Genomic DNA, 13,706 nt, shown 5'->3' on the forward strand with positions numbered 1-13,706 from the left:
TTTTAAAAAGAAACAAATAATTTTCGGCCGTCCCGGTATTTGGGGCGGTTTTATTATTTTAGCCACATTTGCCATACAACATGGATGAGGTAATTATCACGGAATAAATTTAACAATTAACTGGAAAAGTGATAATTCGAAGCACAATTTGGACAATCTAAAACAAGTAGCAAAATGTGCAGGTAATTAAAAATCGTAATTTTCCTATTGTCCTTTGACACGGTGGGAAATTCAGAATTCATAACGCACCAATAATATGACTAAAGGATGAAACGCGACGTGGCAATAAAAAAGAACTTAACCAAACTAGAAGCAGTAATGTGGAGCATCGCACTGCCAGGATTTGCCCAGTTACTGACCGGGAACCTTTTAAAGGGCAGTTTATTTGTCCTGCTCGAGTTCCTTGTTAACGTAAATAGTAATTTTAACAAAGGAATAATGTACAGCTTCCTTGGGGAGACAGAAAAGGCTATGCATGTACTGGACTATCAGTGGCTAATGTTTTATCCGTGTTTATATATGTTCGCCATGTGGGATGCGTATAGAAGCGTGATGCCGGCGGAAGAGAAAATCACCTTTTTGCCTTTTGTGTTCTCTGCCTATTTCGTAACGGTTGGTTTGATGATATCTCCGAAGATTAAAATATTCGGACTATTTCCCGGACCGATTTTCCTTCCAATGCTTTTTGTCATTCCTGGTGTGCTTACCGGATTCTTGATCAGGAAGTTATTACTTAAGTTTTATTACAACTAGAATTGACGGGATACCATTACATATTGTATAAACCCTATCTGCCTGGGAGGATTCTTAATTATAATTGCTCCCGGTGGTATGGTCCTTTGTGCTGACTATGCCAATAAATCGGTACAATATTGGAAGATGGCAGCCTTAAGCCGACGTTGCCTTATTCATAATTTTTAGAATTTAAACTTCCTTCTAAAACCTTATATATCAACAATGTTCGTAACACTTTAGTCAAATATTGACTGAAGCCTTTTTATTTTTTTCTAAAAACCCCCATAACATAGTAAGCGCAAACGTAACCTTGTAGTGATTAAAGCGGCCGCTCCTAAAAACTTACGAGGTGAAATGAGAATGAAGAAACTTTCTAACCAAGAGATGAAAAAAATCGCAAAGAGTACATTGGCTTTAGTGCTTGCTGGAACATTTGCATATTCGCCAGTTGCAATGGCAGAAGACAACAATCCTGAGGTTGAAACGATAGAACTGCAAAATGTCAGCCCTGAAGAGTTTGAAGAAGCAAAGACACAGGTCGATGAGCTAGAAGAAACAAACCCATCTTTGATTCCAGGAGACTTCTTCTACTTTGCTAAAATTGCACTGGAGAAAATCAGGCTTGCTTTTACATTTGATAATGCTAAAGAAGCAGAATTGCTTGCTACATATGCAGCAGAACGCCTTCAAGAAGCAGGAGCTTTGTTCGCTGAGGGGAAAGAAGACGAAGCCCTTGAAGTAATCGAAGCTGCTGTACAATACATGGAAAATTCACAGGAAATTGTGGATGAAGAAGTATCAGAAGAAGAGGTTGCTGATACAGAAGAAGGAACAGATGCGGAAGATGGTACAACATCAGATGAAAACACAGAGGAAACAGATTCTGAAGAGTCAACTGAAGATGGAGAAGAGCCTGCTGACGATGTTGCAGCTGAAGAGTCTGGTGATGAAGACACGGAAGAAGATGTTGTAAGTGAAGATCCTTTCGAAGAAATCGAAGGAATGCTCAGACAGAATATCATTGCATTAAAAGCTGCTATGGAACACGTTGGCAATGAAAATGCAAGAGCGCAACTTCAAAAGAACATTGATAAAACATATGCTAAGATGGCAAAGAAATTGGCTAAATTAGAAGAAAAATATGCAGAGAAGCCTGTTGAGGAAGAAGATACACAAACAACTGAGCCAGTAGAACTAGAACCAGTCGTTGAGCCAGATCTTCTGCCTGCTGATGAAACACCAGTTGTTGAAGAGCCTGAAGAAACAATGCCTGTAAATGACGACACAACTGTAGTACCGGTAGTGTCACAAAAAGTCGAAAAAGAAAAAGGTAAACAAGAGCGTAAAGCACAAAAGGCTGTTGAAAAACAGGAACGCAAGGAAGCTCAACAGCAAAAGAAAGAAGAAAAACATCAGGCCAAGCAGGATAAGAAACAAGAAAATAAAGGCAACGGAAATGGCAAAGCTAACGTTAACGGAAAAGGCAATGATAAAAACTAATTCATAATGAACAATAAACTTGAAAAGATAGCCATTAATGGCTATCCTTTCACTGCCTAACCACAAAAGAGAAATTGACAGGCATGATATAATGTGGGGAGAAAAGAGGTGAGGCTATTGCTAAGTTTATTGTTCATGGCAAAGAAAAAGCGCAGGCCGCTGGAAGAAACTGTAGAGAAAATCCACCAGGGGGATGCTGCTTTAAGAGAAGAATTAATTGAATCATATAAGCCATTTATCGCGAAGACTGTTTCGTCTGTCTGTAAGAGATACATACATGAGTCGGACGATGAATTTAGCATTGGCCTCATCGCTTTCAATGAGGCTATCCAGAAATATTCTTCTGAAAAAGGCAATTCATTACTAAGTTTTGCAGAAGTCATGATTAAGCGGAGGGTAATTGATTATATCCGCCAGCAGAGCCGGAATCAAAACCTGAGCTTCAACATATCCATTGATCCAACCGAGGAAGAGCAACAGAGATCGACTATTGAAGATGAGCTTTCTCTGGATGAATTCAGAAAAAAGACAGAGCAGGACCAAAGAAGAGATGAGATCATTCAATTTCAGGCAGTGCTAAAAGATTTTGACCTATCTTTCCAGGATTTGCTCGAGCAGTCGCCTAAGCATGCAGATGCTAGGAAAAATGCGATGCTTGTTGCAAAATCAATGGTTGAAAACGAGGAATTAAAGAACTTGCTTTTAGATAAAAAGCGCTTGCCAATCAAGCAGTTGGAGGACAGGGTCAAAGTCAGTAGAAAAACCATAGAGAGAAACAGAAAATATATCATTGCCATCGCACTTATTTTAATTGGGGATTATGTATATTTAAAGGATTATATTAAAGGGGTGTTAGAGACATGAGAAAAGGGGTTATCCTTGAAATCAATGATCTTTACCTAACATTGTTGACCCCCGAAGGCGAGTTTTTACGGGCCCGAAAGCTTCAACAGGATTATCAGGTAGGAGAAGAAATTCATTTTTTTCCAGAAACGCTAACTGTTAAAAAGAAAAGATTCAATCTGTCGTTTTTAAATAGTTTCAAGGCAAGGAGTACTGCGCTTGCAGCATTATTTATGATTGCCATGACTGCGCTTGTTCCTGCGTATCAAGACGGGCAGGTTTATGCATACATGTCCATTGATGTGAATCCAAGCATTGAACTGGCTGTCAACGATGATTTAAAGGTTCTCCGGATGACAGGATATAATCCTGAAGGGGAAAAAATCATTGGGGAATTAAAGGACTGGAAGAAAAAGGATGCAGCAGTGGTCGCAGAGATGATCATTGAGGAAATCAAGGATGAAGGTTTCTTAAAAGAAAAAAAAAGACGTTGTCATTGCGACTGTCCATAATGGCAAATCTAAAGAATCTGTGGACCAAAAACTAGAAAAGAAGATATCAGAAATAAAAAAAGCATCACAAATTGAAAACTTGCATCTTAAGGTGATGGAAGCAACGATTGAAGACAGGGAGAAGGCACAAAAGCAGGGGGTTACGACTGGTGTATACAAAGAAAAGCAAAAGGATACGCTGAAGCCTGCAGGTAAGCCGGATAAAAATGAAAAAGCCAAACCAGAGCATGAAAAGAAAGAACCTGCTCCTTCTGTTGTTCCGCAGCCCGAAAAGAAGGAACCACCAGGTCAGGTGAAGAAAAAAAACCCTCAGGTTCAAAAAGAAAATCCAAACAAGGCTGAACCACCTGCACAAGATAAAGCCAAAGGAAATAACAATTCCGGAAAGAACGGTAATGGCCCGGAAAACAAGAAGAATTTGCAGAGTAACAACAAACATGCTGATAAAGCCAATAGCAGCAGAAAACAATACAAAAATGAAAAAAAGTCTGACAACCAACAAGGCCCCAGAAGTGACAACATGGGGCAACCTGGGAAAAATAAAGACAATAAATAGTTAAATGTAAAAGTCCGGAGTTATTCCGGACTTTTTTCCATGTCAATATTCAATTGTTTAGGAAGATAGTGGATATGCTATATACCATAACTACTTCATCAATTTATTGCTGGTTTTGGCCAGAGAGCTGTGCCTGTGCTTGCTGAACAAGGCGTTTAGTGATTTCTCCTCCGACTGAGCCATTTGCTCTTGAAACTGTATCGGAACCAAGATTCACTCCAAATTCCTGAGCGATCTCATATTTAACCTGATCCATGAACTGTTCGACGCCAGGAACCAGCAATTTATTTGAGTTACGAGCCATCATTATCAACTCCTCTGATAGTATGCAGAGAAAAATTTCTCTGTACAGATAGTTTGAACATTGTAAGTAAATTCATAAGTGGTAATCTTTTATCCTTTTGGATAATGTTTACCGGATTTTTGGTTCTGTTACTCAACGGTATTATTAAAAACTGTTGAGTCTAGCAGAAGGCGGATAGTCGTTGGAAACTGAAAGAAAGTACTTTATTAATCAGATGATATTCTTTATCATAGGTATGTAAATGAATCAGGGCTGAAAGGAAGCAATTATGTGGATTAATATTAGAAGAAGGTTAGACAAATTATCTCCTGCGCAAATTATCGTAGCGTATTATTTAATTGCGGTAATTGTCTCGATGAGCTTATTAAGTTTGCCTATTGCCATACAGCCCGGGGCAAAATGGTCTTTCATGGATGCGTTATTCACTGCCGCAAGTGCTGTCAGTGTTACCGGACTTTCAGTAATAACAGTCCGCGATACCTTTACTGTGCAGGGAATTTTTATCCTCATGTTTGTCCTGCAGTTCGGCGGGATTGGTGTCATGGCACTTGGCACATTCTTCTGGTTGATTATCAGGAAGAAAATAGGGCTGAAGGAACGCAGATTAATCATGATGGACCAGAATCAGACATCGATGTCGGGGCTCGTGAAACTGCTGAAAGAAATTCTTGCGATTATAGTCATTATTGAATTGATTGGTGCATTGCTATTAGGTTTATATTTCTTAAAATACTTTCCGACATGGCAAGAAGCTTTTCTCCATGGTCTTTTCGCATCAGTTAGTGCTACAACCAATGGAGGGTTTGATATTACCGGAGCCTCAATGATACCATATGCACAGGATTATTTTGTAGTTACAATCAATATGATATTGATTACTCTTGGTGCTATTGGTTTCCCTGTGCTGGTTGAATTGAAAAGCTACCTATTCAGAAGCAAAAAAAATGGGCCGTTCCGTTTCTCGCTATTTCTTAAGATTACCACGCTTACGTTCCTAGGCCTCCTTATCTTCGGAACCGTTGCAATATGGGTACTGGAATATAATCATTTCTTATCCGATAAGTCTCTGTTGGATTCATTCTTTTATGCTTTTTTCCAGTCCACGACAACCAGAAGTGGTGGTTTGGCGACAATGGATGTGAATGATTTTACTGACCCTACGTTATTCCTGATGGCTGCATTGATGTTTATCGGGGCATCACCAAGTTCGGTCGGCGGAGGGATCCGAACAACAACTTTTGCGATTAATCTCTTGTTCCTTTACCACTTTGCGAGAGGAAGGCGGTCAATCAGGATATTTAACAGAGAGTTGCACCAGGATGATATAATCAAGTCTTTGGTTGTTTCCATCATGGCTGTACTTATATGTTTCTTTGCCGTCCTGATTCTGATGGTGACAGAGAATCAATCCCTTTTGGCCATTATTTTTGAAGTTGCATCTGCTTTCGGAACAACAGGCTTATCCATGGGCATCACTCCAGAGCTTTCGACAATCGGAAAAATGGTTCTGATAATCCTGATGTTCATCGGAAGAGTTGGAGTCATATCCTTCCTGTTGATCATTGGCGGAAAAACAGAGAAAGAAAGCGTTCATTATCCAAAGGAACGTGTGATAATTGGTTAATGGTTAATACAAAAAAATCCGGATGATTCCGGATTTTTTCTTTAAAAGATTATCCTCGAAATTTGTCTGGATCTCAAGGTCGTAGCGGGCGTTTATTAATCCTGCCCTTTGCTCACATCTTTTGTAGGATGCATAAATGGATAGGCCTGCGGCTTTCTCTTTTCCTCAAGAAGCTCCCTGTTTTCAGCTGTGTTCCACCCTATATCATTTGTAGGGTGTACCCATTCTTCTCCGGCCATGACTGCTGGGTCGGTCTTGTCAGTCCAATTTTCAAGCGGTGAATTTTCAGATGCGTAAAGACTGTCTCCAATGATGACTCCATGTTCATTCTTGAATGGAGCTTTCATTTCGATGCCTGTATCTTTAAAGCTCGGAGCATTTATTTGATGCGGCATGGTTTCCTCGATATCCAGTGGTATTAACTCACGGTCTTTTTTTGCCATTTCAGCTCCTCCTTTTTGAGCTTATTTTTTGTCTTATCCCGTATTTTATTAGATAGTTCCTTTTGTAAAATTAGGTAATCAAATCAGTACATAGCAAATCGCCGATTGAAAAAAATAGAAGTATGGAGGTGGTTAGAATGGCTAAACGGAAGGCAGAAAGAAATGCTTTGGCTAAATATACAAATACACCTAAGAAAAATCTTCAGGAAAGTGAATTTTCAGCAGAGTTTGCCCATGGCGAAGATCCAGCAAATTTGCCAACAGAAATTCAAAGCAGGGCAGGAAAGGAAGATCGTGATGAAAAAGCATGAAGGTCGGCACCAAAAGCCAATGAACGTTGAGTTTGGCATGGAATTTGGCGATATAAATGCTGGTAAGCTTTATGAGCTCCCATTTAACAGCAAAAAAACGAAAAATAAAGCTGATAAAGATTGTAAATAGAAATCAAAGTCAAAATAAAAAGCCGGCTTCACTAAGCCGGCTTTACATCTTACGCTTTGAAAGTGAAGAATTGGGGATAATCCAATTTAGAATCAAAATAGACAAGCATATAGGAAGATGAAGTCTCAATTTCTCCATTTTCAATAAACTTCTTAAGGTCAATCGTGATATCCTCAAGCAGTGTATGCTTATATAATTCTTTTTCACTCATCCTCAATTCAGAGTACTGATGGCCGAGGGCCTCAGGTTTATGGATGATGCCACGGTACAATTCTGAACGCTCCTCTTTGTTCATACTAAGTTCCCACCATGGCTTCCTTGGCTTGTATTTCATGCTTGCAAGATAGTCATATTTCATCAAGCTTTCAATTGCTTCTAAATTTTCCACACCTTTTTCCTGGAGAAAATTGAAAAGCCTTTTGAACAGGTCTTCAAGTTGATGGCCGATTCGGGACCATCCTCTCATCTCCCAATACGAACCAAATTCCTGGAAGAAATCAAATGGTGATGGGAATACCTTTGTGACTAGATATTCAACGGTACGGTCCATTCTGTGGTCATTCCAATATTTTTCAAGAACATCTTCAACCTGCTTGATCTTGATGATGTCGTTGAAATCAAGGACATTATTCCCGAGAATTTCATATGGTGAATGGTCCATATACACATAATCATGCTGGCCAGCCCGCAGTCTCAACCCAGTCCCTCTCAGCATCTTCAGGAAGCCAAGCTGCAATTCCTCAGGCCGCATTGCAAATACATCATTGAATGTTTTCTTGAACGATTGATAATCTTCTTCGGGCAAACCGGCAATTAAGTCAAGGTGCTGGTCAATCTTGCCGCCATCCTTGACCATTGTCACAGTCCGCTTTAGCTTATCGAAATTCTGTTTTCTCATCACCAATTCATTTGTATAATCATTGGTCGACTGAACGCCAATCTCAAAGCGGAATAAACCTGCTGGCGCTTCCTGGTTCAGGAATTCAATGACCTCAGGACGCATGATATCAGCAGTAATTTCGAACTGGAACACAGTCCCAGGCAGATGCTCATCAATCAGGAAACGAAACATTTCCATTGCGTAGCTTCGGCTGATATTGAATGTCCTGTCGACGAATTTGATTGTCTTAGCACCATTCGCCATTAAGTAACGGATATCTTCCTTGACCTTCTCCCTGTCGAAGTAACGGACACCGACTTCAATGGAGGAGAGGCAAAACTGGCAGCTGAAGGGACAGCCGCGACTGGTTTCGAGATAAGTTACCCTCTTGGAAAGGTGGGGAAGATCTTCTTCAAAACGATATGGAGACGGAAGCTCCTTCAACTCCAATTTATTATGTTGGGGATTCATTCGGATGCTATCGTTTATTCGATAGGCTATCCCAGGCACTTCAGAAAAATCAGCTCCTGAAGCAAGTGCAGAAAGAAGCTGCTTGAATGTCTGTTCACCTTCACCGATGACGATGACATCAAACTCTGCAACTTCCTTCATCCAATCCTGAACGTCGTAGGTAACCTCTGGGCCCCCTGCAATTATTTTAATTTCAGGTTGATTTTTTGATCATCTTAATGACTTTAATGGTTTCTTCGATATTCCAAATGTAGCAGCTGAATCCAATGACATCAGGTTGTTTTTGAATTAAGTCTGACACGATATTAATGGCGGGATCTTTGATTGTATACTCAACTAGTTTCACGTTGAACTCTGGCTGAGCATATGCCTTCAAATACCTGATTGCAAGATTGGTGTGAATATATTTCGCGTTTAGCGTTGTTAGTACTATGTTCATTGAAAAATCTCCTTTGTAAAAATCGAGCAGCAAATCAACTTTAAATTATATCTCAGTTTGGACAAAAAAGACAGGGTGAATGCAGTTGAAAGAATGAAAAGAGCCATTCCCTGGAATGAATGGCTCTTGCTAGTGCTTATATTACGGAGGTGTTAACTGCTCAATAGCTTCCTTCTATAGAACCTCAGGATGGCTGTGAACCGGGTTTTAAGTCGGTTAATTCTTGAGGTTTTGAACTCGATCAGTGGTTGTGCTAATGCTGCTGCGTATTTGCTGGACAGCAGGAAAGTCAAAAGCAGTGCGATAACTGCAAGCAAAAGGAAGCGGTCAGGACTATGGAAGAAGTTCTGGACTTCGCTTTCACGGAAAGTTCGTACAAAAAAACCGTGCAGCAGATAAACGTATAGAGTATTTTTGCCAAGATCCGTAAAGAAATATTGCTTCTTCGGAACGATTGTCAAAAAGCTGAACACCATCAGCAGGCTTAATAAATAAAAGCCTAAGCGAGTGAACATGCTTGATAATGAAGCTGCTTCCATTAATGAGTATGGTTTTGACCCAAGAAGCCATTTATAGTCTATATCAGGATTGAAATAAAATCCTAAAAATACTATGGCGAAGGTTACCAGTGCTCCAACTTTGAAGGCTGGCCTTGTCAGTGTTTTGATATGGTCCTTTGTCAAATGGTACCCAAGCAGGAACAGCGGGAAGAAAACAAAGGTCCTTGAAAGACTCAAATAGTTGGATATCCAATCCACATATCCGACAGCTAATCCTAATCCAAATGCAATCAACAGTCCAATGGGTGCTTTAAGTTTTGAAAAGCCAATCAGCATAATGTTCCAGCAGAATAGACTAATCAAAAACCATAGAGACCAATGTGGATTAAACGGATCCATGGTAAAAGTGGACTTGCTGTAAAGGAAATAATAGAAAATAGAATAGATCAGCTGAAAAATAAAGTATGGCAGTATTAATTTCTTGGCAATTTTCATTACATAGCCTTTTTTATTGAAGCCTCTCGCAAAAAATCCAGAAACAAGGATGAAAGCCGGCATATGGAATGTATAAATGACTTTATAAACATTATAAATCATTTCATTGTCCTCAATGAACGAGCGCAAAAGATGGCCAAATACGACGAAAAAAATCAAGATGAACTTGGCATTGTCAAAGTAGTAATCTCGTTGTTTCATATTTCCTCCCTTAATTAGAGACCCCCAAATACTAACCCTTTTTTACCCCATCCAGGATAAATGCAAACTAGGTTAATTGCTCAAAATTAAGGAATACGATCCTAAATCAGGAATTAATGTTTCTGTACTATTACAAATTTCTCTCTGTTATATAAAAGTATTTCGTTATAAGATACGGCTTATATTTAACATTTTTGAGTGTGTTCCATTAAAAAAAGTTTAAATGTTTGATATATGTCACAGCTTAATGATTTTAAAGTCTATAAAATTATTAGTGGGGAATGTCTTAAAGTCAATTACCTTAATAACCAAATTGGGGAGGGAGATTATGTCTATCTTACCGAAAAAGAATGAATTAGGTTTTTACGAGATAAGACTTGAATCGATTGGAGGGCTAGGCGCAAACCTTGCAGGAAAGATGCTTGCGGAAGCGGGTGTTCTAGGTCTTGGTTTGAACGGATCCAACTTTTCATCATATGGATCGGAGAAAAAAGGATCGCCGGTGAAAAGCTTTGTCCGTTTCTGTGAACCAGATACTGAAATCAGGGTCCACAGTCCAATAGAAGAGCCGCATGTTGTCGGCGTATTTCATGAGGCACTTTATAAAATGGTCGATGTAGTAAGCGGGTTGCGTCCGGACGGAATCCTGCTGGTGAATTCGACGAGAGATTTTGACGACATCAAAAAAGATCTTCATCTAATGCATGGAACGCTGGCAATAGTTGATGCTCTATCCATCGCTGTTGAGGAAAAAACGAAAGTAAATACTGCGATGCTTGGTGCATTGTACCGTATTATTGATTTCCTCGATCCCGAAGCGATGAAAAAGGTTATTCGCAAAACTTTTGAAAAGAAATATCCTCATTTAGTTGAGCCGAATATCAGAACTTTCGAGAGAGGCTACAATGACGTTCAGTTTAAGACATACGCACCAGCAGAAGGAGCACAAGGCAAAGAATTCAAGCGCCCAATGCCGCTTCTTGGATATGAAACACAGGAAATCGGCGGTGTGATTACAGCGCAGGCAAACAGTATCCTCAAGGATTTAAGCGGTTCCAGACAAGGATTCCTGCCCCAATTCAACCAGCAAGAATGTATCAATTGTGCTGCATGTGATACGGCATGTCCTGATTATTGCTTTGTATGGGAAGAAGGAGAGGACAAACGGGGCAGAAAGCAAATGTTCCTAAAGGGAATTGATTATCAATATTGCAAAGGCTGCCTGAAGTGTGTTGAGGCATGTCCAACTACTGCGTTAAGTGAGCTGAGAGAAATGATTGGCTATGCTGAGGAAAATCAAGTAAAACATAACTATCCTTATGTGACTGGAGGGATTTCTTAATGTCCATTCTTGAAGAAAACGTAAAGGCAATGCGTACAGCAGAACAGTTGACAACCTTTGAATCCGGAAATGAAATGGCAGCAATGGCTGCGGCTCAGATCAACTATCATATCATGGGCTATTTTCCGATTACCCCTTCTACAGAAGTTGCTCAGTATTTGGATATGATGAAATCCAGAGGCGAGCATGATATAAAATTGATACCTGCTGATGGAGAACATGGTTCCGCAGGTATCTGCTATGGTGCAGCTGCAACCGGAGCCCGCGTGTTCAACGCAACGAGTGCGAACGGGTTGATGTATATGCTCGAGCAGCTTCCGGTCCAATCTGGAACACGTTATCCAATGGTCCTGAACTTGGTTACACGTTCAATCAGCGGTCCGCTTGATATTCGCGGCGACCATTCAGATCTGTATTTTGCGTTAAATACAGGATGGGTGATCCTGACCGCCAGGACACCGCAGGCTGTATACGATATGAACATTATGGCGCTGAAAATCGCCGAACACTCAGGTGTGCGCCTGCCTGTCATGGTCGCTTATGATGGCTTCTTTACATCTCATCAAAAGCGCAAAGTGAACTATTTCAAGGAACGTGCTGTTGTCCAGAGATTCGTTGGCGAGGCGCCGACTGAATACAATTTTGCCAGGGATCCAAAGAAACCGTTGACAATCGGAGCGCACATGAACGGTGACGACTTGATGAACAACCACTTCCAGCAATCGGAAGCGATGTACAGAGCGAAAGATGTTTATAAAGAAGTGGCTGCAGAATATGCAAAATTATCAGGACGCAACTATGATATTCTTGACCTTTATCAAATGGAAGATGCTGAAGTAGCACTTTTCCTGTTGAATTCAGCGGCAGAGTCTGCCAAGGATGTTGTAGACAGGCTTCGTGAGAAGGGAATCAAGGCTGGTGTCATCAGCCCTAATATCATCCGGCCATTCCCTGCGCAGGAAATCAGGGAAGCACTGAAGAATGTCAAATCACTTCTTGTAGGTGAGCGTGCGGATTCCTACGGCGGACATGGGCCTAACCTGACGCACGAAATTAAGTCCGCACTGCAGGAAGACAAAGGCAATGCAACAATCGTCCAGAGCAGGGTGTTTGGACTCGGCGGCAAAGACTTCTATGCAGATGATGCTGAAGCATTTTTCGGCATGGCGATTGACGCTATGAAAAAAGGATACGCAGAAAAGCCATTTGACTACTACGGACATGTTGCTGGCGATCCCGAAAAGGCATTGAAGCAGGTGATTGAGCCACAGCATGGCGATGTCTATAATTCAGGACTTATCCAGGTAACAAGAGATGAGGAAAGGAATAAACTGAATGTCAAAATTCCGCCATTAAGAGCGTTGACTTCCAAGCCGAAACGAATTGCATCAGGTCATGGCGCATGTCCAGGCTGCGGCATCTTCGGCGGACTGGAGCTATTCTTTAAAGGAATTGAAGGAGATCTCGTCATTCTTTTCCAAACGGGCTGCGCGTACGTTGTTACAACAGCGTATCCTCATACATCCCATAAGCAGACGACGATCCATAACCTGTTCCAGAATGGTGCGGCAACATTGTCAGGAACGCTTGAAGCCTTCCTTGAACTGAAACGCCGTGGTGAAATTGAAGTGTCTGCAGATGCTACCTTCGTTATGGTAACCGGCGATGGCGGTATGGACATCGGCATGGGCTCGGCAATCGGCACGGCACTTCGCGGACACAAGTTAATTATGCTTGAGTACGATAACGAAGGGTATATGAATACCGGTTCCCAGCTTTCATACTCCACTCCTTTTGGCCACATGACGAGTACATCAAACGTCGGCAAGGCACAAAAGGGTAAGGCGTTCCACCATAAGGATACAGCCCAGATCATGGCTTCTACCAATATTCCTTATGTATTCACAGGAACAGAAGCATTCCCGCAGGACCTTGTTAAAAAGGCTGCGAAGGCCCAGTGGTATGCGCAAAATGTTGGAACTGTATACGGCAAGCTTTTGATAACGTGCCCGCTCAACTGGAAATCGGAAGACCGCTTTGGCCAGACAATTGTCGAGGCAGCTGTGAATTCGAATTTCTTCCCGTTATACGAAGTGGAGCAAGGTGTCACAAACATCACTTACGATCCAGAAGCGAAAAACAAGAAGATTCCATTATCAGATTGGTTGAAATATATGGGTAAAACCAAGCATCTGTTAAAAGAAGAAAATAAGGATATGCTCGTGGAGTTTGAAGAAGAAGTCGAAAAAAGGTGGCAGCGACTGAAGGCTAAGCACGAAAATGAGTATCTATAAGACTAGAGAAGCCAGGATACCCTGGCTTCTTTTTAAATGTGGCCAAAAAGTTTTTTGAATTTTGAATAAAGTTAGCGAGATAATCAGGAAAACATCCCGATATTAAAGGGATTTTTACCTTTCACC

General features: G+C 40.9%; 10 protein-coding genes and 3 pseudogenes. 9 read left to right on the top strand and 4 right to left on the bottom strand.

The features are described 5' to 3' along the window. Positions 1 to 318: 318 nt before the first annotated feature. From JCM21738_RS13070 to JCM21738_RS27735, 4 genes and pseudogenes are all read left to right on the top strand, one after another. On the top strand, positions 319 to 753 hold the full coding sequence (locus tag JCM21738_RS13070; RefSeq protein WP_232215897.1) for a hypothetical protein: 435 nt from the start codon (positions 319 to 321) through the stop codon (positions 751 to 753). Positions 754 to 1,095: 342 nt separating this feature from the next. Then, positions 1,096 to 2,235: a DUF5667 domain-containing protein gene (locus JCM21738_RS13075; RefSeq protein ID WP_023615146.1), complete on the top strand. Its 1,140-nt coding sequence runs from the start codon at positions 1,096 to 1,098 to the stop codon at positions 2,233 to 2,235. Between the two features lie 117 nt (positions 2,236 to 2,352). Next, on the top strand, positions 2,353 to 3,099 hold the full coding sequence (gene sigI / locus JCM21738_RS13080; protein ID WP_023615145.1) for an RNA polymerase sigma factor SigI: 747 nt from the start codon (positions 2,353 to 2,355) through the stop codon (positions 3,097 to 3,099). Then, a pseudogene (locus tag JCM21738_RS27735) lies at positions 3,096 to 4,146 on the top strand (anti-sigma factor domain-containing protein). The gene sigI and the pseudogene JCM21738_RS27735 overlap by 4 nt, the downstream one beginning before the upstream one ends. A 103-nt stretch (positions 4,147 to 4,249) precedes the next feature. Here JCM21738_RS27735 and JCM21738_RS13090 read toward each other — a convergent pair. Continuing rightward, on the bottom strand, positions 4,250 to 4,450 hold the full coding sequence (locus tag JCM21738_RS13090) for an alpha/beta-type small acid-soluble spore protein (protein WP_023615143.1): 201 nt from the start codon (positions 4,448 to 4,450) through the stop codon (positions 4,250 to 4,252). 268 nt (positions 4,451 to 4,718) lie between these two features. Here JCM21738_RS13090 and JCM21738_RS13095 point away from each other — a divergent pair, with 268 nt between their 5' ends. Beyond that, entirely contained in the window at positions 4,719 to 6,074 is a 1,356-nt protein-coding gene (locus tag JCM21738_RS13095; protein WP_023615142.1) for a TrkH family potassium uptake protein, read from the top strand. 95 nt (positions 6,075 to 6,169) lie between these two features. On the opposite strand, the gene JCM21738_RS13100 is transcribed toward JCM21738_RS13095, so the two are convergent. Further along, positions 6,170 to 6,517, bottom strand: coding sequence for a DUF3905 domain-containing protein (locus tag JCM21738_RS13100; protein WP_023615141.1), 348 nt, complete (start codon positions 6,515 to 6,517; stop codon positions 6,170 to 6,172). Between the two features lie 137 nt (positions 6,518 to 6,654). On the opposite strand from JCM21738_RS13100, the pseudogene ykzP reads away from it, so the two are divergent. After that, a pseudogene (ykzP, locus tag JCM21738_RS24780) lies at positions 6,655 to 6,815 on the top strand (protein YkzP). Then, entirely contained in the window at positions 6,815 to 6,958 is a 144-nt protein-coding gene (gene ykzE / locus JCM21738_RS24785) for a protein YkzE (protein WP_023615139.1), read from the top strand. Before ykzP ends, ykzE begins: the two are co-directional and overlap by 1 nt. A gap of 49 nt (positions 6,959 to 7,007) precedes the next feature. Here ykzE and JCM21738_RS13105 read toward each other — a convergent pair. Further along, positions 7,008 to 8,748, bottom strand: a pseudogene (locus JCM21738_RS13105) (B12-binding domain-containing radical SAM protein). Between the two features lie 152 nt (positions 8,749 to 8,900). Then, positions 8,901 to 9,944: an acyltransferase family protein gene (locus JCM21738_RS13110; protein ID WP_023615137.1), complete on the bottom strand. Its 1,044-nt coding sequence runs from the start codon at positions 9,942 to 9,944 to the stop codon at positions 8,901 to 8,903. A 328-nt stretch (positions 9,945 to 10,272) separates the two neighbouring features. Here JCM21738_RS13110 and JCM21738_RS13115 point away from each other — a divergent pair, with 328 nt between their 5' ends. Both JCM21738_RS13115 and JCM21738_RS13120 read left to right on the top strand, forming a co-directional pair. After that, positions 10,273 to 11,286, top strand: a complete 1,014-nt coding sequence (locus tag JCM21738_RS13115) for a 2-oxoacid:acceptor oxidoreductase family protein (RefSeq protein ID WP_023615136.1) — start codon at positions 10,273 to 10,275, stop codon at positions 11,284 to 11,286. After that, positions 11,286 to 13,580 (top strand): thiamine pyrophosphate-dependent enzyme, encoded by a 2,295-nt coding sequence (locus JCM21738_RS13120; protein WP_023615135.1) that lies wholly within the window; start codon positions 11,286 to 11,288, stop codon positions 13,578 to 13,580. Before JCM21738_RS13115 ends, JCM21738_RS13120 begins: the two co-directional genes overlap by 1 nt. The last annotated feature ends 126 nt before the right edge of the window (positions 13,581 to 13,706 follow it).

This window comes from Mesobacillus boroniphilus JCM 21738, from assembly GCF_000517385.1.
GTDB classification, from domain to species: domain Bacteria; phylum Bacillota; class Bacilli; order Bacillales; family Cytobacillaceae; genus Mesobacillus; species Mesobacillus boroniphilus.